Source organism: Pseudoduganella sp. GW821-FHT11H04, from assembly GCF_058807935.1.
Genome location: NZ_JBXARE010000002.1, coordinates 361721 through 381755, shown reverse-complemented (window position 1 = coordinate 381755; position 20035 = coordinate 361721). Strand labels below are relative to the sequence as shown.

The following is a 20035-nucleotide window of genomic DNA, read 5'->3' as shown; positions in this document are numbered from 1 at the left end:
GCCATGGACCTGCTGCGCAACCTGCGCTTCGCGCGCCGCCTGGCGATCCTGGTAGGGATCTGCGCCGCCGGCTTCCTGCTTTACGGCCTCTGGTCGTTCCGCACGCTGGCGGAATTGCGCGTCAACGGCCCGCTTTACCAGGACGTCATCCAGGGCAAGGACCTGATAGCGGATGTGCTTCCGCCCCCGCTCTACATCATCGAGTCCTTCCTGGTGGCGCAGCAGCTCGCTGCCGCCACCAGCCAGGTCGACCGCGACCAGTTGGCCCAGCGCCTGCGCACCTTGCATGCGCAGCAGATGGCGCGTGTCCAGTTCTGGCAAAGCCGTCCGCTTGACGAGGGCCTGGCACGAACGCTCAAGCTGGCCAATAGGCATGCGACAGCCTTCTACAACGACGCCTTCGGCCAGTTGGTGCCGGCGCTCGACGTAGGAGACCGTGCGCGCGCCGAGCAGGTTTTGCTGTCGATGAAGCGCCATTACGAAGAGCATCGGCTGGTGGTCGACGAACTGGTGGCGCAGGCGGCCAGCCGGGCGCGTTTTACGGAAGACCAGGCGGCCGACCGCATCCAGGCCGACAGCCTGCTGATGCTGGCAATCCTGGTCGTCTCGCTTGCGCTGGCGATCATATTGGCCTGGCATATCAGCCGCAGCATCACGCAGCCATTGGCTGAAGCGCTGGCACTGGCCCAGCGCATCCGCAATGGCGAACTGGCTTCGCCGCCGCCCGAACCCCACCACGATGAAACCGGCGAGCTGCTGGCCGCCATGCATGCGATGCAGCAGGGCCTTGCCGCCGCTGCCGCGGGCCGGGCGGAATCGGAGCACAAGCTGCACCAGGCGCGCGGCTTGCTCGATCGCCTGCTGAACAGCGCCGACGTGCTGGTGCTTGGGCTGGGACACGAGGGCGAGGTCCTGATGTTCAACGAGATGGCGGCGCAGGTGACCGGTTGCAGCCGCGACGCCGTGCTGGGCCGCGTCTGGCGCGACTTGCCGCTGCTGCCCATGTCCGCGGTGTCGCTATGGCCGGCAGGCGGCCAGCTTGAGCAGCTGCACGCCATGCCGGAAACGCACGAGCATCTTCTGCACACAGCGTCCGGCGACGAACGCCGCATCGCCTGGCACAACACGGTGCTGGAGGAAGGTGAAGTCGCCCTGCTCAGTTTCGGCATTGACGTGACCGAGCTGCGCCAGGCCGAACGTGCAATCGCCGCCGCCCATGAATCGGCGGACAATGCGCACCGCAGCAAGAGCGCCTTCCTCGCCAATATGGGGCACGAAATACGCACACCGCTGAATGCCATCATCGGCCTGACCGAGCTGGCCTTGCAGGGCCCCCTCGATGCGCGCCAGCGCGGCTACCTGGAGCAGGTTGATGCCGCTGCCGCCAGCCTGATGGAAATGTTCAACGACATCCTCGACTTCTCGCGCATCGAAGCGGGCCAGCTGCATATGGAAGAATGCGTGTTCAGCGTGCGCGAAGCCGCCGCACAGGCTTGCGCCGCGTGGCAGGCCCCTGCCGAAGCCAAGGGGCTCCAGCTGGAGTGCACCGTTGATGCCGCCGTGCCGGAGCAATTGGTCGGCGACGCGGCGCGCTTGCAGCAGCTGCTTCAGCACCTGCTGGCGCATGCCGTCCGTTTCACGGAGCGGGGAAAGGTGCAGCTCCAGTTGCGCTGCGACCAACCGGCCGGCGGGAACGAATCAATGTTGCGCTGCGAAGTGCGCGACACCGGCGCCGCGCGCGATGCGGCAGTCCAGTTATACGAGCCGGCCGGGCCGGGCGATTCGGCGGCGGGCCTGGGACTGTCGGTGGCGCGCCAGCTGGCGGCCATGATGGGCGGCCACCTGCTGCTGGAAAGCGATCCAGTGCAGGGCAACCGTTTCGTGTTTACCGCCCTGTTCCGCCATGCGCTGCCGGAAGCAGCCGCCAGTGCGGAGGCACAAGCATCCGCAAGGGCTGCCTTCCCTGCCCTTTGCGCCTGCGGCGCGGACATCGCGGGAGCACTGAGCCACATCCAGGGTAATGGCGCGCAAATGCGCAAGATGCTGGCGCAATTCTTGAAAAACCAGGCTGCCGTGCACACCACTATTGCCGATGCCGTATTGCATGGCGACCGCCAGCGCGCGCAGCGCCTGGCCCATGCCCTGGCGGGAAATTCGGCCCACCTCGGTTTCAACACACTGCGTGCAGCGGCCGCGCAGGTCGCGAATTCGCTGCGGTCAGGCGGGGACGCGGCGCCGGAACTGGCGCAGCTGGCGCCCGCGTTGGACACCGTGCTGCAGGCCATCCACACCGACCTGCAAAGCTCAGGCGAGCAGGCTGCGTAAACCGCTGGTGCGTTCGGTGCGGCGCCGGATCGCATCCGGCAGCACACCCGCATTCGGCGTCAGGAGCGTAAAGTGCTGGCGGGCGCGCGTGATGCCGGTATAGACCAGTTCCCGCGCAAGCACGCTGGCCCCTTCGCGCGGCAGCACCAGCACCGTGTGGCTGAATTCCGAACCCTGCGACTTGTGCACCGTCATGGCGAAGGCCGTTTCCACATTGCGCAGGCGCGTCGCCAGCACGCTGCGTACCTGGCCGCCATCGGAGAAATACACTCGCAGCGAAGCGGGACGTTCAGGATCGGGCAGCACCAGGCCGATGTCGCCGTTATACACGCCGGTGGCGTAGTCGTTGCGTGTGACCATGACCGGGCGGCCGACGTACCAGTCGCCGCGCCGTTTCAGCAGGCCATGTTCTTCCAGGCGCTGCGAGATGCTGTCGTTCAGGCCGGACACGCCCCACTCGCCTTCACGCACCGCGCACAGCAGGCGGAATCCTTCGAATGCCTGCAGCACGCTGGCAGCCCAGGCATCGTGGCCTTGGGCTCCCGCCCCCTGGCGCACCAGCTCCAGGAAAGGCCGGTAACCTTCGGCAGCCAGTTGCAGCATATCTTCCTGCTGCGCCGCTTCGTTCCAGTGCAGCTGGCCGCCGCTGTCGGCGCGCAGCACGGCGCGCGCGGCTTCGGCATCGCCGTTGTTGACCGCCAGCGCCAGTTGCCCGATCGGGCCGCCAAAGCGTCGGCTCTGGCGCAGCATCACAGTTTGTTGTGCCAATGCGCCGGCATTGCCAAGAAATTCGGGCGGAATGGTTTGGCCGGATGCTGCTTCCACAAAAGCCGCGGTGGCGGCGCCGTAGCCACCGGCCTGTGCGTCGAAGCACAAGTCACCAAGCACGGAACCGGCTTCCACCGACGCCAGCTGGTCCTTGTCGCCCAGCAGTACCAGGCGCGCGCCGCGCGGCAAGGCGTCCAGCAAGGCGGCCATCATTTCCAGGTGCACCATCGAGGCTTCGTCGACGATCAGCACGTCCACGTCCAGCTGGTTGCCGGCATTGTGGCGGAAGGCGCGCGTATCGGGCCGCGCGCCGAGCAGCGAATGCAGGGTGCGGGCGCCGCCCATGCGTCCGGCCAGTTCGCGCAGCGGCAAATTGCCTTCCAGGCTGTCGGACAGCTTTTCCAGCGCATCGTCGATGGCTTGCTTCAGGCGCGCGGCTGCCTTGCCGGTAGGCGCGGCCAGTGCCACGCGCAGCTGGCCGGCCTGCTCTCCTTCCACCGCGAAAAGCAATGCCAGCAGGCGCGCCACGGTATAAGTCTTGCCGGTACCCGGACCGCCTGTAATCACGGCCAGGCCGCCGCGCGTTGCCATGGCGCAGGCGATCTTCTGCCAGTCGGCGCCGCCTTCGCGCGTGGCGTGCGTGAACAGCTGGTCAAGCCAGTGGCGCACCAGCGCGGGCGATGGTTCGGACCGGCCCTGCGCTGCCTCGCCGCCCGCGGTACGGGCGCGCACTGCATCGGCCACGGTGTTTTCATCCGACCAGTAGCGGCGCAGGTAAAGGCGTCCGCCTGCCATCACCAGAGGCTGGCCGCGATCGGGGCCGCCCGGCCATGCCAGCACCTGCGGGCAATCCTGCAGGTAGGCATGCCAGGCCGCTTCGCCTTGCGGCAGTTCGCCCGCTTCGATGCACAGGCCTGGCCAATCGTCGTCGCTCCAGCCCAGCATGGCCGATGGATCTTCAGCCAGTGCAGACAACTGCAGGCAGCTGTGGCCACGGCCTTCCAGCTCGGACAGCAGCAGGCAAGCCAGGGCCAGCGCATTGCCTGCAGCAGGGCTGCCTTCCGGCACCAGCGAAGTGACGAAGCGCGCGAACACGGGCCCCAGGCGGCGCAGCATGCCGCCTTCGGCCAGCATATCGGCATGTTCGTAGAAACTCATTGGCAAAGCCCTTCCAGTCCATCCAGCAGTTGCTCGTCCGGCGGCAGCAGGTAGCAGCCGCGCGTCTGCTCATTGCCCACGCCGCGCAGGAAGTAGAAGATTGCGCCGCCCAGTTGCGTGGCCGGATCGTAGGCATCGCCAAGACGCGTACGCAGCAGGCGGTGCAGGGCCAGCATATAGATGGCGCCCTGCACGTCGTAGCGGTGGGCGGCCATGCCGTGCGCCAGCGCCGACTTGTGATAGGCAGCATCGGTGCCGCCCAGCGCATTCGATTTGTAATCGAGCACCCAGTAGCGGCCTTCGTGCTCGAACACCAGGTCGCAGAAGCCTTTCAGCATGCCGTGCAGCTCGCGCTGCGGCAGGCCCGGGCGCGCAATGCCTTCCAGCAGGTGCTGGCGGCACAGGCGGTCCAGTTGCGCCGTATCCAGGCGCTCGCTCGGGAACCAGAACTCCATTTCTGGTAGCAGATGGTCGACAGCATCGAGCGCGCTGCCCAGCGGCGGCAGCTGCGTGCTGACGATGACTTTCAGCCATTCCAGGGTGTCTTCCTCACGGTGGCCCCAGCCGGCGCGCTTGATCTGGCGTGCGGCACGCTGCGCATAATGCTCCTGGTGGATGGAGGCAAAACCTTCATGCGCCAGCGTCTCCAGCTGTTCATGCAGGAAGTTGCCGGGCACCGAGCCGCGCGGGAAGCGGTGCCAGGCCGTGTCTTCAATACGCAGCGAACTTCCTTCTTCCTCGCCTTCGAGCAGGGTTTCCTGGGCAGCGTGCATCGGCGCGGGCAGCGCTTCGCCGCCGCTGCGCCTTGCCAGCGAGCTGAAACTGCCAACCGACCAGTCGCGCTCGAAACTGCCCTGGTAGGCCAAAGGCGCTTCCAGCGGCGGGCGTTCGACCGCTCGCGCCAGGCGCGTGACCGGCGCTGCCGAATCCAGCACCGTGACGGCAATCGCGCCGCAATCGGCGCGCAGGCGCTGCCAGCTTTCCAGCAACTGGCCCGATGGCAGCGGCTCGCCGCCGGTCAGCAGGTAGCCGAGGGCCGAATCGTGCAGGGTGTTCTCGTCCTTCTTGCGTGCCGGCAGCGCCGCCACGCCGAGCCAAAGGAAGTGGCGGGCGCGCGTCAGCGCTACGTAGAGCAGGCGCAGGTCTTCCTCGATGCGGGCTGCTTCAGCCGCTTCCTGGCCTTCGTCGGACAGGCGCATGTCGAGCTGGCGCACGCCGTCGGCATCGGTGTACTCGAAGTAGATGCGGTTGCGCTTGTCGACTTTGCGCGCGGTGACGGCGAACGGCAGGTAGACCAGCGGATATTCCAGGCCTTTGGACTTGTGCACGGTGACGACCTTGACCAGTTCCGCGTCCGATTCCAATCGCAATACCCGCTCGTCGCCACCGTCCGTTTCGTCGTCGATCTGCTCCGCCAGCCAGCGGATCAGGGCTTGTTCGCCTTCCAGCTGGCGGCTGGCCTGCTGCAGCAGTTCGGCCAGGTGCAGCAGGTTGGTCAGGCTGCGCTCACCGCCGACCCGCGCCAGCATTTGGGCCGGCAAGCCGAGGTCGTGGATGAAGCGGCGCAGCATGGCCAGCACGCCCTGGCGCTGCCAGATCACATGCCATTCCTTGAGCTGTTCTACGCGCCGCTCCCATGCCAGTTCGTCGGCGGAAAACTGGGCCAGTTCAGCCAGCGGCAGGTTGGCGGTGCGGGTGGCGAAGGCGGTGCGGGCCAGTTGGCCGTCCAGCGGATTGGCCACCGCCGACAGCCAGCGCAACATGTCCGCCGCCTCATCGCTCGTCAGCACAGAATCCTTGTCGGACAGGTAGACGCTCGGCACCAGGCGGCGTTGCAGCGACTTGCGCACGGCGGCGGCTTCGCGGCGGTCGCGCACCAGGATGGCGATGTCGGCAGGCTGCAGGCGTTTGAAGCCGTCCGGGCCTTCAAAGCCGGTGGCCGCATCGTTCAACAGGCGGGCGATGTGCTCGGCGCACTGCTCGGCGAAGAATTCGCGGTAAGCGTCGGCGCCCAGTTGCTCCAGCGTGCAGCCCGCCGTCAGCGCCTGGATGTCGCCGGACGGCCCAACCAGTCGCTCGGCGCGGCCACGCGCACCCACGGCGTCGAACGGCAGCGGATTGCCTTTCTCGGTGCGGAAGCGGAAGGCGCCGCGCGCGAAACCGCCCTGCCCGGCCACGCCTTCCGCATGCAGGAAGACCTGGTTCACCGCTGCTACGATTTGCGCGGTGGAACGGAAATTGGTGCCGAGCTGGTAATGGCGCCCTTCCGTGGCGCGGCGCGCGTCCAGGTAGCTGTGGATGTCGGCGCCGCGGAAGCCGTAAATCGACTGTTTCGGGTCGCCGATCAGGAACAGGCCAAGCTCCGGATCGTTGGCCGCCACCTGGTACAGGAGGTTGAAGATGCGGTACTGGCTTGGCGCCGTATCCTGGAATTCGTCCACCATCGCCACCGGGAACTGGGTCACGATGCGCTGGCGCAGCGCCGGGCCGTTGGCGCCTTCGAGCGCGCTGCGCAGGCGTTCCAGCATGTCGGCAAAACCGAACAGGCGCTGTTGGCGCTTGAGTTCTTCCATACGCGCAGCCACGGTGGCGGCGGCGTGGCGGAACAGCAGGTGGCGCAGCGGTTCGATGGCGTCCAGCGCGAGGCGCAGCGGCCTGACTTCTTCAAAGTCGTCCGGGATGTCCGGGGAAAAGCCTTTGGCGCAGGCGTCGATCATGCCGGCAGGCGTCAGGCGGAACCACGGCGTAGCGGTCATGTCCGGTTCGGCGAGCGCGGGATCGTTAGCCCAGTCGCGCAGGGCGGCGAACCATTTGGCGATGGAGTCGGCCCGCAGCTTGGTGCCGTTGAAGCATTTCGGATTGGCTTCGCGCTGGGTGGCGATCCAGGCCTCCATGCGGTCGGCACGGTCGGCCCAGCCTTGTTTCAGGCTTGCCAGCGCCATCTGCTGCTCGCGCTGCACGCGAGCGATTAAGGAGCCGAGCGCTTCGCGGCCGGCGATTCCGGCTTGCGCAGCCGCGTCCGGGCGACGTGCGAGTTCGCGGATGCTGCGGCCCAGCGCCGCCACGTCGCGGCAGGCTGACAGCAGCACGCGCAGGGCCGGCTCGGCCAGCGGGTAGACCTGCTGGCGCCAGTAGTCGTGCACCGCGTCTTCGTATAGCGCCGCTTCATCGCTTAGCAACTCTTCATCAAACAGGTTGCCGCTGTCGAAGGCGTGCTCGCGCAACATGCGCTGGCACCAGGCGTCGATGGTGAAGATCGCCGCTTCGTCCATCGTTTCGGCAGCCAGTTGCAGGCGGTAGGCGGCCTGCTGACGCGCGGTGTGATCCGGCAGTTCTTCCAGTATCGCGTCGAGGTAGGAATCCGGCTCCTGCGGCGTCTCGGCGCGGAAATAGGCCGCAGCTTCCACCAGGCGTTCACGCACGCGGTTCGAAAGCTCGCGTGTGGCGGCGCGTGTGAAGGTCATGACCAGGATTTCGTTCGGCATCAGCGGCCGGCGGAAAGCGTTCTCGCCGCCGTGCCCCAGCACCAGCCGCACATAAAGCGCTGCGATGGTCCAGGTTTTTCCGGTACCGGCGCTGGCCTCGATCAGGCGCGAGCCGTGCAGCGGGAACGAGAGCGGCTTCAGTGGAGCACTCATTCCGCGCCCTCCTCATCGCCGGCAATCGGCTGCACCGACACCGATTGCGCCAGCCAGTCGGCCAGCGGCTGGTACAGCGCGCGGCTCTCATCTGCAAAACCAGGCTGCGCCGACAGCGCGGCAAAGTCGGGCCACAGGCGGGCCAGGCATGGATCTTCGTTTTCGCCGGACAGCTCGAATCCTCCGTCATAAGTACTGCGTGGATCGCCATCCATCACCACGGCCAGGCCAGTTTTGCAGGCAGCAGGCAGCGGCCGGTCCATACCGGTGCGCCACAGCTGCATGATCGCGCCCAGGGTAGCGCGGGCAGCTTGCGGATCAAGCGGGTCCATGATGACGATGGCGTCGCGCGCCACCAGGAAACCCGTCACTGGCTGGCCCTGAGCTGCGGCCGCCAACTGGCGCAGCCACATCGGGATCAGTTTTTCGCCGCGCGGCGCACCGGACTTGTCGCACACGCGGGAGGACATCTGCATCAGCCAAGCCGTTGCCTCGCCCGCGCTGCGCAGCTGGTCGATCCAGTCTTCCAGCACCAGCCCCGCAAGCTCCAGGTGTACCGCAAGTTTGGGCGCTGTTTCCCAATAGGTGCGGCACAGCGTCAGCCACGCCGTACGCACCGGAACCAGCTCCTCCACGATTTCATCTATTACACGCTCGCCGATCAGGCCAATCGGCAGCATGCCCTGGCGGCGCAGGCGCTGGCCGCGCTGCGCCAAGCTGGCCCGCACATCATCGACCGCCTCCGGATCGCCGCTGTCGGCCAGCATCTCGTCTTCCAGCGTGTAGCGTTGCAGGCCGTCCAGCTGGAACGGTTCCTCGTCCTCGCCCACCATGGCCGCTTCGGCGAAATACACACCGAGGCGCTGGCGGAAGAAATGGCGCACCGGCTGGCGCAGGAAAGCGGCCAGCGTGGACAAGTGCAGGCGGAAGCCGTCTTCCACTTCGTACGGTGGCAGCGCGGCCACGGCTGCGGCAGCGCCATCCACGTCATGGGCTGCACGCCATTCGCCGGCAAAGGTCAGCAAGCCGCCACGTTCGAAATAGGCGCGGCTGAAGGGCTGCAGTGCGTGCAGCGTGGTGCGGGCCTCGAGGTCCAGCCCCCAGCCCGCATGCAGGTAGTCGCGCAGCTGCGCCACCAGCACGGACGGCGGCTGCTCGCTGTTGTCGCGCACGTTGCGACCCACCCAACTGATGTAAAGCTTGTCACGCGCCGCCAGTAGCGCCTCCAGCATCAGGTAGCGGTCGTCGTCGCGGCGCGAGCGGTCGCCGGGACGGGCCATGCCCGGCAATGCCAGCAAGTCGAAATCGGCGCGGCTGGCGCGGCGCGGGAAATCGCCGTCGTTCATGCCCAGCAGGCAGACAACACGGAACGGCACGGCGCGCATCGGCATCAGGGTGCAGAAAGTGACACCGCCGGACACAAACTGGTGCTCCAGCGATGGCTCGTCCAGGTCGCCCATCCAGGCTTCGCGCAGGGTGGCCAACGGCACTACCTCGTCGAAGCCTGCGTCTTCACAGGTTTCCAGCCACTTGTTCAAAGCATCGTCCAGGCGCGCAATGGTCAGGCGGTCGGTTTCTTCGCGGTCGCTGAAGAAGGCGGCCATCAAGAGGCGCGCCTGCTCTGCCCATTCGGCCGGATTGCGCGCCACGTTCAGCCGCTCGCGCCAGCTTAGCAAAGCCTCGATCAACTGCGCCAGCGAGCCCGCCAAAGCGGCATCCAGGCCGCCCACTTCCGCATACGGTTCGATGCCGGCAAAGGCGCCGCCATTGCCGGCCGCGTAGCCAAGCAGCATGCGCCGCACGCCGAACATCCACGCGTTCTGCTCGCCGGCCGGCGCCAGGCCCAGGCCGGCGCGGTGGCCGGCATCCAGGCCCCAGCGCACGCCGGCGCCTTCGATCCACTGCCCCAGGGTCGGCAAATCGTCTTCGGCCAGGCCGAAGCGGCGCGCCAGTGCGGGCACGTCGAGCAGGTCGCGCACCTCGCTCTGGCGGCAGCGCTGCTGCGGCAGGCGGAGCAGCCATTCGAGCGCCACCAGGAGCGGATTGACGCTGCGGTCGTTGACGTCGCCGATTTCATGCGGGATGAAGCGAGGGTCGTGACGGCGGTGCTGGCCGAACACTGCACGGATCGAGGCGGTGAAGACGTCGATGTCCGGCACCATCACCACGACGTCGCGCGGGCGCAAGCCCGGATCGGCGGCGAACATGGCCAGCAGCTGGTCATGCAGGATTTCCACCTCGCGCTGCACGCTGTGGGCTTCATGGAATTCGATGGAACGGTCGCTGTCCGGCGGCGGGATTTGCGGATGCTCGGCCAGCGGCAGCATATCGCGCACGGCCGCCTGCACCTGCGCCAGCAGGGTCGCCCCCTCCTCGTCGCTGAACAAGTCCACGCGCAGCTTGTCGTCGCGGCCTTCCAGATCGCTGGCGGTGTCGAATTCGTCCAGCATGCGGATGTAGTCGCGACCCTGGCGGCCCCAGCTCGCCAGCAGCGGATGGCTGTGGGCATGCAACGCCTCCAGCGGTACGGACGACAGGTCGATATCGTTGCGCGCCGCATGTCGATGGCGCGCGGCGCGCAGCAGGTCGCGCCCCTCGATGATGTCGCCCCAGTAGTAGCGGCAAGGATTCGGTACCGCGATCACCACCTGGGTAAAGCGCGCCAGCGAGGCCATGGCCTGCAAGGTCTGGTAAGGCAGCGCCGAAACACCGAACAGCACGATGCGGCGCGGCAGGCGGCCCAGGGGCGCATCGCCGCGTTGCACCGCTTGCACGAAGGCCGCGTGCACGCTGGCGCGGCCCAGCCCACGCTCCTCCTCCGGCACGCTGGCGGCAACAGCGCGCCACAACTCGGCCTGCCAACACTGGTCCGGCGCCAGCGGCACGGCCTCGCCGCGCGCATTGCGCAGCTGGTCACGGCCCACGGCCCAGTCTTCCAGCCAGTCGGCGCGGTAGACCTGGTACTGGTCGAACAAGTCGGCCAGGCGCTCGGCCAGCTGCAGGCGGCGTTCAGGATCGCCGTCGCGCAGGAAGTGGCGCAGCGGCGCGAAGGCCTCCTGCGCCAGCAATTGCGGCAGAAGGCGCATCAAACGCCAGGTCAGGGGACCCTTGTCGAAGGCGGAGATTTTCGGCACTTGCGCGTGGCCCAGCATGCCCCGGTAGATTTCCCACAGCAGGCGCGCCGGCAAGGCGACACGGGTGGCGCCGCACAGGCCCGTTTCCTCGGCCAGGGCGATTTTCAACCACTCGGCCACCCCATTCGACTGCACCAGGAAAATTTCCTGTTCCAGCGGCGCCAGCGGATGGCTGCGCAGCCACTGGAACACGGCGCCGCGCAGCTCTTCGAGCTGGTTGCCGTGCAAAATCAGGAGTCCGGGTTGGATTTGGGCCATGTAAATGCAGCGATATAGCAAGGATTGCCATTATCGCCGCAAACCGGCTTATCCGGGGATATTGGCGTTCATTTCTTGCGCGATATGCTCGCGCAGGCGGTCCAGCAAAGGCTGCATCTGGATCACGATGGCGCGGGCGCGATCGATGCTGTCGGAAGGTGTCAGTTTTTCCAGCGCCAGGCATAGATCGGCGAAGCTCATGGCGCCGACCGCACGCGCCGAAGACTTGATGCGGTGACCGAGTTCCGACAAACGCACGATATCGCCCGCCTCCAGCGCCGCCTGCACCTCACGCATGCCATCCTGGGCCGAATCGATAAACATATTGGCGTACTTGCGCATCTTTTCAGGCTTGTTGCCGAAGGTCTGCGCCAGGGCGCGCAGGTCGAACAGCTCCGACTCGCCATTGCTTGCCTGTTCCTCAGGCTCCGCCTCCGCCGCCGCGATCGGAGCGGGATCCGGGGCCGGCACCGCCGCCGGTGCTGGCGCGGCCGTGCTGCGCACCGGCGCCGACCGGCCTTCCGCAGCGCGCTGACTCATCCACTTCGACAGCACCGAGAACAGCAGGTTCGGCGCAATCGGCTTGGTCACGAATTCGTCCATGCCCGCGGCCAGGCAACGCGCCTGGTCTTCGCGGCCGGCATTGGCCGTCATGGCGATGATCAGGGTGCCGGACAGTTTCGGATGGGCGCGGATCAGGCGCGTCGCCTCGTAGCCATCCATTACCGGCATCTGCACGTCCATCAGAACGCAATCGAAATGCTCTTTCAGCAGCAGGTCGATGGCCTCCTTGCCATTGTTGGCCACCACCACAGTGGCGCCGGCATCTTCCAGCAACTCCTGGCCCACCTGTTGGCTGAAGATATTGTCCTCCACCAGCAGGATGGAAGCGCCGTGGATCGGCGCCAGCATGTCCGGCTGCAGCGCGTTGCTGTCGGTGGCCTGCAGCAGGTGCGTGCCCTTTTGCAGCTTGGCCGTGAACCAGAAGGTAGAACCGTGCCCCGGTTCGCTCTCCACGCCAACCGTACCGCCCATCAGCTCCGCCAGCTGCTTGCTGATCACCAGGCCCAGGCCCGTTCCGCCGTACTTGCGGGTGGTCGACGTATCGCCCTGGTGGAAAGACTGGAACAGGTTGGAGACCTGGGCCGGCGTCATGCCGATACCCGCATCCTGCACTTCGAATCGCACCACGGTGTAATTGTCGCGGTCTTCAACGGGCCGCGCACGGATGTAGATCTTGTTATTTTCCGAGAACTTGATGGCATTGCTGGTGAAGTTCAGCAGCACCTGCTCCAAGCGCAGCGGGTCGCCGCGCAACTGGTGCGACAGGCCTGGCCAGATTTCGAACACCAGCTCCAGCCCTTTGCGGCTCGCCGCATCGCCCAACTGGCTAGAAATATTGGTCAGCAAAGACTCCAGCGCAAAGTCCAGCACTTCGAGGTCCAGCTTGCCCGCCTCGATCTTGGAGAAGTCGAGGATGTCGTTGATGATGCCCAGCAGGTGCTGGCCCGAATGGTAAATCTTTTGCAGGTAATCCTTCTGCTTCGGGTTGGTGGCCCCCTTCAGCGCCAGGTGGGCCATGCCGATCACGGAATTCATCGGCGTGCGAATCTCGTGGCTCATATTCGACAGGAAATCGCTCTTGGCCTGGTTGGCCGCGCGCGCCTGCTCTTTCAGCATGTGCAGCTCGGTGACATCGGTGGAGAGCGCGATGACCACGGTCACGTCCTTATCCAGCCGCACCGGTGCCTTAACAGTCCACAGGTGGTGCACCACGCCGTGGCGATCCGTATAACTAGCCTCACCCGAACGTTTCTGGCCATCCGCTAGCACCACGCGGTCTTCGCGCCATGCCTCATCCGCCTCGCGTTTGTGCATGACTTCCACATCGAGCCGGCCCAGGATTTCATCCACCGGCAGCCCGATCACCTCCGCCATCTTGGCATTGACGTAGACGTAGCGGCGCTCCTGGTCCTTCATGTAGACGTGTGCTTCGACGTTATCGAGAACGCTGTCCAGCAGGCGGCGCTGCGCCAGCGCGTTGCGGCGCTGCGCATACATGGTGAAGAAGTAGCCGTATATCAGCAAGGTGCCGGTAAAACCAGTCAACAGCGCGATGAACGGAATCCAGCGGTCGAAGCCCACGATCATCGCGTCCTTGCGGGCGTAGAACTGGGCCTTCCACAGGCTGCCGTTGAAATCGATCGGCAGCACGGAAACGAAGTAATCGTCAGGATTGCCGGGCAGCGCGGCCGGCTTGTTGATCGAGCCGTTATCGTTGAACAGCAGGCGGTCATCGCTCTCGATGCTCAGGCTGCGCTTTTCCGGATCGGTCGACGCATCCGAATACAGGATCATGTGCACCTGGCGGTCGGCCATCTCGTCGATGGCGCCCTGGATCAATTTGGACACCGAAAAACCAATGCCCACCGACCCGAGGAAATTGGCGCGGCGGCTGGTCACGTCGTTCACCGGCATGCCGCGCTTGTAGACCGGCAGGCGCATGCCCAGGCCGATATGGGGAACCGGCTGCTTGACGATCACGGGCTGGCCGGAGGCGCTGACTTCCCCCGTATCGCGCGACAGCTGCATGGCACGGTCGATGTTCGGATTGGCCGTGATATCGACGCCAAATTTTTCCATCAACATGCCCATCGGCTCGAGATAGATCAGCGGCGAATAATGTTCACGCTTGCCAGGCGGCTTAATATCGAATTTGGGATAGCCGCCGGGAGTCAGGCTGGCATCCGCCCTCACCTCGGATACGAAAGCATCGCGCTGTTCTTGCGGCACATCCGGCGCAAAATTGATCGCCTCGATCGCGGGGTAATGCTTGCCGATGTTCAGGGTCGTAACGTATTGACGGAACTGCAGGCGGCTCACATGGTCGGAAGTCTGGAACAGCGCGACCAGGCCGCGCACCACATCCGAATAGGCTTTCACGCGCGCCGAAATGCTGTACTGGGTGGCGCGGTTCATATTGTCGAAGCGCAGCTGTGCCTCGTCCTCGACCGTGTTGGACGTGGTCGCGTACAAGGTGGCGCCAACGGCGGTTGCCAGGCTCAGGCCCAGGCCCCAGAACAATGCCCGCCCGCTGGCTACGCCCCGCACCCTATGCTTCATCCATTGTGAAAAGTCTTGCATTTAAGCAGCATACTATTAAAGCAGTCCGGAACGGAACCAATTCCTCGTCCCCTGATCCAAAGCGCGTCAGGAGGACTCATCATGAAAAACGGTTTCCACATCTTACCGGCATCCCGCCCGCGCCGGAATTTCCTAGCCTGCTTGCACTACTTGGCGCTTTCCCTTGCAGCACCTGTTGGCGCCGCACCGCCCGCGTCCACCGCGCCAGTGTTGGAACACCGGGAATTCGAGGTCATGCTAGAGGCCGCTTTCTCATCCCCACCAGCGGACCAAAGCAGGGCTTTCATAGTGCACTTTACACTCCCGGGTGCACAACCGGTAAGCAATCTGGACTGGCGGTTAGGCCTCTATCGGCCGGACGGCGCCCTGCTCCGCCAGTGGCGCGGACGCCACGCCATGCCGGCCGGCAGCGGCCAAATCACGATCAGCTGGCTCCCTACATTCACCCTACCGGCCGGCATTTACGAGCTTCGGATGCAAGCCGGCAATATCTGTCAGCAGCGCCCCATTTCCATCGGCCAACCTCAACTGCTGGCCCCTGTTGCAGCCGGCGCAGTGGCCCACTCATTAACGCGGCTACTCGTGCGGCTTGCCGGACTCGATTACGACATCATCTACGGCAACTTGCACAGCCAGACCAACCACAGCGACGGCGGCGGCGATATAGCTCAATGCCATGGCGCCCAATCGCCGCACAGCGGCGCCTTTGGGCCGGAAGACGCCTTCGAATTCGCCCGCCGGCACGGCCTGGACTTCCTGATGGCTTCCGAGCATAACCACATGTACGACGGCAGCGATGGCAGCGATCCGGAAGCCGACCCGCAAGCCGCGCGTCAGCTCTACCGCTTGGGCCTTGCCAGCGCCGAAGAATTCACCGCAAGCCATCCCGGCTTTGTAGCCTTGTACGGCATGGAATGGGGCGTCATCAGCGGCGGCGGCCACCTCAATATATTCAACAGCCCTGCTTTGCTCGGCTGGGAACGCAGCAGCAGCGGCGAACCGTTTGAAGACGTCAGCACGCAAAAAAAATGACTACGCCGCGCTATACCGGCTAATGAATGAACAGGGCTGCATCGGGCAATTCAACCATCCGAATTCCAGCCAATTCCCGGTCGACGGCATACCGCTCGCCTTCAACGCAGATGGCGGCGTCGTCATGGCCTTATGCGAAGTGATGAACACCAACGCCTTCTCCAACCGCCTGGACGAAGGCGAGCCGCGTCACAGCTTTTACAAAGAGGCCTGCGGCAAACTTATGGAGGCCGGGTACCACCTGGCCTTCAGCAGCGACCAGGACAACCATTGCGCCAACTGGGGCGCCTCGTTCGGCAACCGCACCGGCATCCTTCTGCCAGCCGGCACCGCGCCGACAGCCAACGCACTGCTCGACGCCATCCGGGCACGCCATGTTTTCGCGACGATGGACAAACATGGCTCAATCGCCTTGACAGCAAACGGGACGTTAATGGGCGCGCAGATCGACAACCGGGGACCGGTCAAGCTTCAGGTGCACTTCCGCAGCGCGGCAGGACGCGGCGTCGCAGCCGTTGCGATCATGGAAGGCATCCCGGGCCGACGCGGCGAAGTAAAGCCACTGCCCGGCGTAAAAGGGCTGCGTCACGATATCAAGCCAAAGCGAGGCCTGCACTTCTATTACGCCCGCATTACGCAAGACGACGGCAATCAGCTCTGGTCAGCCCCGATCTGGGTCAATCAACAGTGATGTGGACCGGCTTGACTTCGCGCGCCAGCATCTGGCGCACGATTTCCGCTTCCTTGCGCACAATGGGTGCAACCTGCTGCCGGCGCTCGCACTCAGCCAGCAATTGCGTCGCAGCTTGCGAGTCAAGCTTCTCGCCCTCGCGCGACATGCGCAGCAAGCCATAACGCAAGGCCACCTTGCACAAGCCGTCACTATCCGGCGCCGCCAGCAGCTCGGCCGGCGCCACTGCGCGCGCCGCGGCCATGTCCGGCGCCGCACAGGAACCGCCCAGGCGGTAGTTCAACGCGTCCAGCGCCGGCGCTTTCGGCAACAGGGCCTGCGCTTCGGCGGCAGCAAATTGTCCGCCCTCGCCGCACCCAGCCAGCACCCGGCTAATGGCGTGCGGATCGCCCAAATTGGCCGCCGTGCGGGTCCAGCGCACCGCCTCCGCCGGTTGGCGTTTGTCGAAATATTCAACCAGCGCCGCCATCGCAGCCCGGTCTCCGCGCTTAGCAGCCGCCTTCGACTGCGCCAGGCAATAAGGGCTCATTTGGGATGCGGGCTGCTGCGCGCAAGGCACGCTGCCGCGATCCTGTAAGCGCTGGTAGTACCAGGCGCCGCCCGCCGCCAGCACCAATGCCACGGCGCCGGCCAGCGCCAGGACCATTACTCTGCTTGGAATCTTCATAGCCAGCATTGTACGTGCGCCTGCACCGCGCACCAATGCGTTACACTTAGCGAAAATAAACAAGGAGTTACGAAAATGCGCTGGGACGGCAACAGGGAAAGTGACAACGTCGAAGACGTACGCGGCGAAGGCGGTGGCGGTGGCGGCGGCGGATTTGGTTTCGGCGGCCGTTCGATCGGTATCGGCACCATTGTTATCGCGCTGATTGGCGGCTGGGTGTTGGGCGTCAATCCCCTGACCATCCTCGGCCTGCTGAGCGGTGGCGGCGGACCTGCCCAGGTAAGCCAGCAACAACAGCAACCACGCCAGCACTCAGCCGCAGAAGAACGCGAATTCAAATTAATGAAAGTCGTCCTCGCAGACACAGAAGATGTGTGGACGGACCTGTTCCGACAAAATGGCGGCACTTATCAAAAGCCTAAGCTGAGGATTTTCAGCGGCAGCTATCCAACTGCCTGCGGCATGGGTCGGTCGGCGACCGGCCCGTTCTACTGCCCTGGCGACAAAGACGTCTACATCGACCTCGATTTCTTCCGCCTGATGGAGCAGCGCTTCCACGCTCCGGGCGAATTCGCGCAAGCGTATGTGCTGGCGCATGAAGTCGGCCACCACGTGCAGAACCTGATGGGCATCAGCGACAAGGTGCACCACGCGCAGCAGAATTCGTCCGAACGTCAGGGCAATGCCCTTTCGGTGCGCCTGGAACTGCAGGCCGACTGCTTCGCCGGCGTATGGGCCTACCACGCCAACCGCGCCCGCAACATCATTGAAAAAGGCGACGTGGAAGCGGCATTGAACGCCGCCACCGCCATTGGCGACGACACCCTGCAAAAGCAAGCCGGCGGCGACGTGGTGCCGGACTCCTTCACCCACGGCAGCTCGGCTCAGCGCGTGCGCTGGTTCAACCGCGGCATTGAGTCGGGTGAAATCGCGCAGTGCAACACCTTCGAGGCACGCCAACTGTGACGCGCCAGGAAGGGACGCCCGATCCCTATCTCTGGCTGGAGGACGTAGGCGGCGAAGAAGCCCTGTCCTGGGTTGAAAAACAAAACGCCGTCGCACTCAAGGATCTTCAGGCGCAGCCGGACTATCCCGGCATTCACGAGCGCCTGAAAACCATCCTCAACTCCAAAGAGCGCATCCCCTACGTCAGCAAGCGCGGCGACTACTTCTACAACTTCTGGCGCGACGCCCAGCACGCACGCGGCGTCTGGCGCCGCACCACGCTGGCGGAATACCAGAAAGCCGAGCCGCTGTGGGAAACGATACTCGACATCGACAAGCTCGCAGCCGATGAAAACGAAAACTGGGTGTGGCATGGCGTAACCGGCCTGTATCCCAAAGGCGAGCAATGCCTGGTGCAGCTCTCGCGCGGCGGCGGCGATGCGCACGTGGTGCGCGAGTTCGACATGATAACGCGCAGCTTTGTGGCGGATGGCTTCAACCTGCCGGAAGCGAAGAGCGACATCGCCTGGATCGACGCCAACACCATCTTCGTCTCGACCGATTTCGGCGAAGGCAGCATGACCACCTCCGGCTACCCGCGCATCGTCAAAGAGTGGAAGCGCGGCACGCCGTTGGCGGCAGCCACCACACTGTTCGAAGCACGGGAAGACGACTTGGGCGTCGGCGCCTACAAGGACTTCACGCCAGGTTACAGCTACCAGTTCATCAGCCGCCAGATCGGCTTCTACGAAAGCGAACTGTTTGTGCGCGACGGCGCCAGGCTTGTGAAGATCGACAAGCCGGGCGACGCCAATGCCTACACTGTACGCGACCAGCTGATCATCGACTTGCGCTCCGACTGGACAGTCGATGGCGCGACCTACCAGCAAGGCTCGCTGCTGGCGACGGATTTCGAACGCTTCATGGCCGGCGACCGCCAATTTGAAGTGCTCTTCACGCCAACGCCGAGCAGCTCGCTCGACGGCGTCTCCGCCACGCGCACCGCACTGCTGCTGAACATTCTCGATAACGTCAAAAACCGCCTGGTCGAACTGCACCATGTGGGCGGCCAATGGCAGCGGCGCGACGTCAACGCCCCCGCCTTCGGCACGCTAGAAGTGCAAGCGCTGGATTCGATCGAATCCGACCAGTACTTCCTGACGGTGACAGACTTCCTGAACCCGACCACGATGTACCTGGCCAATGCCGGCAGCGATGAGCGCAGCGCGTTGAAATCCATGCCCGCCTTCTTCAACGCCGAGCCATACACCGTGCAGCAGCACATGGCCACCTCAAAGGACGGTACGCAAGTGCCCTACTTCGTCCTGATGGACAGGAACGCCAAGCTGGATGGCAGCAGCCCGACTGTGATGTACGGCTACGGCGGCTTCGAAGTATCGATGAAGCCCTTCTACAGCGGCACCACCGGCGAAGCATGGCTCAAGCAAGGCGGCATTTACGTGCTGGCCAATATCCGCGGCGGCGGAGAATTCGGTCCGCGCTGGCACCAGGCCGCACTGAAAGAAAACCGCCAACGCGCCTTCGACGACTTCATCGCCGTCGCCGAAGACGTCATCAGGGGCAAGATCACCAGCCCGCGCCACCTCGGCATCATGGGCGGCAGCAACGGCGGGCTGCTGGTCGGCGCCGCACTGACCCAGCGCCCCGAGCTGTTCAACGCTGTGGTCTGCCAGGTCCCCTTGCTCGACATGCAGCGCTACAGCAAGCTGCTGGCCGGCGCCTCGTGGATGGGCGAATACGGCGACCCCGACGATCCTGCGCAATGGGCCTACATCAGCCGGTACTCCCCATACCAGAACGTGTCCGAAGCCAAACAGTACCCCCGCGTCCTGTTCACCACCTCGACTCGCGACGACCGCGTACACCCCGGCCACGCCCGGAAAATGGTCGCCAGGATGAAGGCCCAGGGCCACGACGTCCTGTACTGGGAAAACACCGAAGGCGGCCACGCCGGCGCCGCCAACAACGACCAGCAAGCCCAAATGTGGGCCCTGACCTACGCCTTCCTCCTGAAGCAACTAAGGTAAAAGTCGGGGTCAGGTAAAAGTCGGGGTCAGGTCGAGCAAACGGACACGGGCTCAAGCGCTGCGCGCTTGAGCCCGTGTCCGTTTGCTCGACCTGACCCCGACTTTCAAACCCAATCGTGCGCGTTGGAATATTGCAGGTCTTTATGCTAGGGAAAGAGTTGCTCTGCGTGTTGCAAAGTTAACAAAGTGAAGCTTTTGTTCAGCGTTGTACTTGACTGTCGCAACTG

General features: G+C 64.8%; 10 protein-coding genes. 5 read left to right on the top strand and 5 right to left on the bottom strand.

Annotation, left to right across the window (positions count from 1 at the left end; translation table 11 throughout):
- The first annotated feature begins 3 nt into the window (after positions 1-3).
- A complete protein-coding gene (locus AC1RTP_RS05510; RefSeq protein WP_498605454.1) occupies positions 4-2325 on the top strand; it encodes a histidine kinase dimerization/phospho-acceptor domain-containing protein in 2322 nt (773 codons plus the stop codon).
- Here AC1RTP_RS05510 and recD read toward each other — a convergent pair.
- The 4 genes from recD to AC1RTP_RS05490 are packed head-to-tail and all read right to left on the bottom strand — an operon-like array spanning position 2305 to position 14425.
- Complete coding sequence (gene recD, locus AC1RTP_RS05505; protein ID WP_498605452.1) at positions 2305-4251, bottom strand: exodeoxyribonuclease V subunit alpha; 1947 nt, start codon at positions 4249-4251, stop codon at positions 2305-2307. The two genes, AC1RTP_RS05510 and recD, sit on opposite strands and share 21 nt — an antisense overlap.
- Positions 4248-7889: an exodeoxyribonuclease V subunit beta gene (recB, locus tag AC1RTP_RS05500; protein ID WP_498605450.1), complete on the bottom strand. Its 3642-nt coding sequence runs from the start codon at positions 7887-7889 to the stop codon at positions 4248-4250. The genes recD and recB overlap by 4 nt, the downstream gene beginning before the upstream one ends.
- Positions 7886-11281 carry an exodeoxyribonuclease V subunit gamma gene (recC, locus tag AC1RTP_RS05495; protein WP_498605448.1) on the bottom strand — a complete coding sequence of 1132 codons (3396 nt, stop codon included), beginning with the start codon at positions 11279-11281 and terminating at the stop codon, positions 7886-7888. Before recC ends, recB begins: the two co-directional genes overlap by 4 nt.
- 48 nt (positions 11282-11329) lie before the next feature.
- Positions 11330-14425: a CHASE domain-containing protein gene (locus AC1RTP_RS05490; protein WP_498605445.1), complete on the bottom strand. Its 3096-nt coding sequence runs from the start codon at positions 14423-14425 to the stop codon at positions 11330-11332.
- Between the two features lie 288 nt (positions 14426-14713).
- Between AC1RTP_RS05490 and AC1RTP_RS05485 the strand changes: the two genes are divergently transcribed.
- Together AC1RTP_RS05485 and AC1RTP_RS05480 are read left to right on the top strand one after the other, a co-directional pair.
- Positions 14714-15457, top strand: a complete 744-nt coding sequence (locus tag AC1RTP_RS05485) for a hypothetical protein (RefSeq protein ID WP_498605442.1) — start codon at positions 14714-14716, stop codon at positions 15455-15457.
- Positions 15458-15479: 22 nt separating this feature from the next.
- Entirely contained in the window at positions 15480-16148 is a 669-nt protein-coding gene (locus AC1RTP_RS05480) for a CehA/McbA family metallohydrolase domain-containing protein (RefSeq protein WP_498605441.1), read from the top strand.
- On the opposite strand, the gene AC1RTP_RS05475 is transcribed toward AC1RTP_RS05480, so the two are convergent.
- Positions 16135-16824 carry a hypothetical protein gene (locus AC1RTP_RS05475; RefSeq protein WP_498605439.1) on the bottom strand — a complete coding sequence of 230 codons (690 nt, stop codon included), beginning with the start codon at positions 16822-16824 and terminating at the stop codon, positions 16135-16137. The two genes, AC1RTP_RS05480 and AC1RTP_RS05475, sit on opposite strands and share 14 nt — an antisense overlap.
- Positions 16825-16890: 66 nt before the next feature.
- Here AC1RTP_RS05475 and ypfJ point away from each other — a divergent pair, with 66 nt between their 5' ends.
- A complete protein-coding gene (gene ypfJ, locus AC1RTP_RS05470) occupies positions 16891-17781 on the top strand; it encodes a KPN_02809 family neutral zinc metallopeptidase (RefSeq protein WP_498605436.1) in 891 nt (296 codons plus the stop codon).
- Complete coding sequence (locus tag AC1RTP_RS05465) at positions 17751-19808, top strand: prolyl oligopeptidase family serine peptidase (RefSeq protein ID WP_498605432.1); 2058 nt, start codon at positions 17751-17753, stop codon at positions 19806-19808. The genes ypfJ and AC1RTP_RS05465 overlap by 31 nt, the downstream gene beginning before the upstream one ends.
- Positions 19809-20035: the final 227 nt, after the last annotated feature.